At 62.5% G+C, this 2,670-nt stretch carries 3 protein-coding genes; all 3 read right to left on the reverse strand.

What is annotated here, in order from left to right:
• Nucleotides 1-635: carbohydrate ABC transporter permease (locus EOC06_RS25880; protein ID WP_245470069.1), on the reverse strand; the 635-nt coding region annotated here is incomplete at its 3' end.
• Nucleotides 632-1,492 carry a carbohydrate ABC transporter permease gene (locus EOC06_RS25885; RefSeq protein ID WP_127269508.1) on the reverse strand — a complete coding sequence of 287 codons (861 nt, stop codon included), beginning with the start codon at nucleotides 1,490-1,492 and terminating at the stop codon, nucleotides 632-634. The genes EOC06_RS25880 and EOC06_RS25885, both read right to left, overlap by 4 nt.
• Nucleotides 1,493-1,573: 81 nt before the next feature.
• Nucleotides 1,574-2,670: sugar ABC transporter substrate-binding protein (locus EOC06_RS25890; RefSeq protein WP_128309114.1), on the reverse strand; the 1,097-nt coding region annotated here is incomplete at its 5' end.

Below are 2,670 nucleotides of genomic sequence, written 5' to 3' on the forward strand. Positions count from 1 at the left end.
TGATCCTCCGGCACGCCGACCAGACCGGCAAGCAGGATGAGGAACATCAGCGGCGTCCACTGCCAGATGTCGGCGACCATCACCGCGATCAGCGCCAGAGTCGGATCCGACAGCCAGGCGATGGTGACGGGAGATCCGGTGAGCGCCGACAAGATGTCGTTCACCGGCCCTCCCGACTGGAACAGCATGAAGAACATGTAGCCGGCCACCGCCGGCACCACCATCATCGGCATCAGCAGGATCGAATAGAAGGCGCGCTTGCCCGGGAAATCGTCGGCAAACAGCGTCGCCAGCGCTAGCCCAAGCAGGAATTCCGCCGGCACGCAGACGATCATGACAATGACCGTACGCTTCAGCGCGCTCCAGAAGCGCGCGTCGGCGGCGAGATCGGTGTAGTTGGCAAAGCTGTTCCACATCGACCAGGCGTTCCACCAGCCGGTGCCCGACAGGGGCGACCAGTCGGTGACGCTGATGTAGAGCTGCATCAACAGCGGGAAGGCCGAGATGAACAGCACCAGGATCTGCGCAGGCAGCGTCAGCCGGAAACCCAGCCTTGCGCCCTCATCGCGCGAAACCGGCTTTGCTCCGACGGCTTTCACCTCATCCTTGGACGTCATGGCAGTCACCGCGCTCATTGCTTGAGCGCCCCGAACGTCAACCCGCGCACCAGATGGCGCTGAATGGCGATGCCCATGATGACCGGCGGCACGGCGGCGATCAGGCCAAGCGCCGCCTTGGCGCCATAGAGCTGCCCGGTCATCGAGGAGGATAGCGAGGCCATGTAGACCGGGATCGTCACCCATTCGCGCGTCGTCAGAAGCAGCGCGATCAGATAGTCCGACCAGTTGAGGATGAAGACGAAGAGCGCGGCACTGGCCAGCGGCGCGCGCATCATCGGCAGCGTGATGCGGGTGAAGACGCGCAGCCGCGAACAGCCTTCGACAAGCGCTGCCTCCTCGATCTCGCGCGGCATGTCGTCGAAGAAGGTCTTCATCAGCCAGAAGGCGAACGGCAAGGTGACGATGCCATAGATCAGCGCCAGGCCCCACCAGCTGTCGGTGAAGTTGAGGAAAGCCCACATGATCATCACCGGGATCATGACCGCCATCGGCGGAAAGATCCTGAGCTGGATCAGCGCCAGCGGCAGGTTCTGGCCGGAGCCGAAACGCGACAGCCCATAAGCCGCGGCAGTGCCCGCCGACATGGCGATCACCGTGCCGAAAACCGCCGACAGCAGCGATGCGAGGATCGGCTTCAGCGCGTTACGGTCGAGCGCGACGATCAAATTGTTGGTCGACTCGCCAAACACGAAACGGAAATTGCTGAGCGTCGGGTTCTTCGGCCACCAGGTCAGTTCGGCGCCGGTCGCCGACCATTCGGCGATCGGCTTGAACGCCATCGATACCATCCACAGGATCGGCACCAGCGTCACCGCCATGGCCGCGAAGATCGCCGCATAGCGGAATATCAGGAAAGGAACGGAACGCTTCATCTGGCGGCTTTGCTGGTGGCGTTGTGGGCGGAGGGGAGAAGCAAGCTCCTCCCCTCCTTCGATATGATCCAGGGAGAAGGATCAGACGATTGGATCGAGAACTGTCGGCCAGGCCTCCTTGTTGGTCTTGATGGCTTCGAGCAGTTTGTCCTCGCCGGTGCGCCGGGCGATCTTCTTCCACTCTGCCTCGGTGTCGGCCATCGCCTGCTCCGATGTCTTGGCCTTGGTCAGCGCCGCCATCAGGTTCTCGTCGAGCGCATTGTGGAAGGCTGTCGCGCCGGGATAGTTGATGGTCGGCACGGTGCGGGCGACCGTCTCGCGCACGACGTCCATGTGGTAGGCATGATAGGTCTGGCGCACCAGCGGATCGGAGAAGTCCGAAAGCCGGAACGGGTCCAGATAACCGCCGGGGTTGGCACTCATCCAGGCATAGATGCGGGCCGAGCCCAGCCATTGCAGCAGGAGGTAGGCGACCTCCTGGTTCTTCGACTGTGACGAGACCATGCCGGTCAGCGAAAACCACAGCACGGAACGGCTGATCAGCTTGCCGCCGATCTCGCGGCCGGGCGGCAGCATCGAGCCGATCTTGCCGGTGACGGCTGAATCCTTATTGCCGGCATTGTCGAGGAATTTCGGCAGGTTGGAGAAGGCGCAGGTCATCGCCGCACCACCCTTGGCGAAGTTGCCATATTGCTCCGGCCAGCCCCAGGAGATCGCATCCGGCGAATGATGCGCGAGCGAAGCGACATATTCGTTGGTGGCGGCGATGCCTTGCTCGGAATTGATCATCGGCTTGCCGTCATCGCCAAACAGGAACTGGTTGGGCGAAGCCATCGAGACATAGCGCTGGTACCAGTTCGTGTAGCCCCAGCCCTGGTTGCGCAGGTCGGTCGAGCCGAACAGGCCCTTGTCCGGACGCTGGAAGAAGGCGGCGATGTCGCCATGCTGCTTCCAGGTCTTCGGCGGCGCCAGATCGTAGCCGTATTTGTCCTTGAAGGCCTTCTTCTCGGCTTCGTCGCCGAACAGGTCGGTGCGGTAGACCCAGGTCTGGAAGTCGCCGTCCAGCGACACGCCATAGTTCGAGCCGCGGTATTTGTTGAGCAGCGACACGCCCTTGGCGCCGTTGACATAGCCGCTGACGGGATCGTCCCATTCAGGCTTATGCTGCGCGACAAAGT

Source organism: Mesorhizobium sp. M7A.F.Ca.MR.362.00.0.0 (genome assembly GCF_004023175.1).
Lineage (GTDB): Bacteria > Pseudomonadota > Alphaproteobacteria > Rhizobiales > Rhizobiaceae > Mesorhizobium.

Bases quoted from the DNA above. Each gene is read 5' to 3' on its own strand.
- EOC06_RS25885 (WP_127269508.1), bottom strand. From the start codon at position 1,492: ATGAAGCGTTCCGTTCCTTTCCTGATATTCCGCTATGCGGCGATCTTC.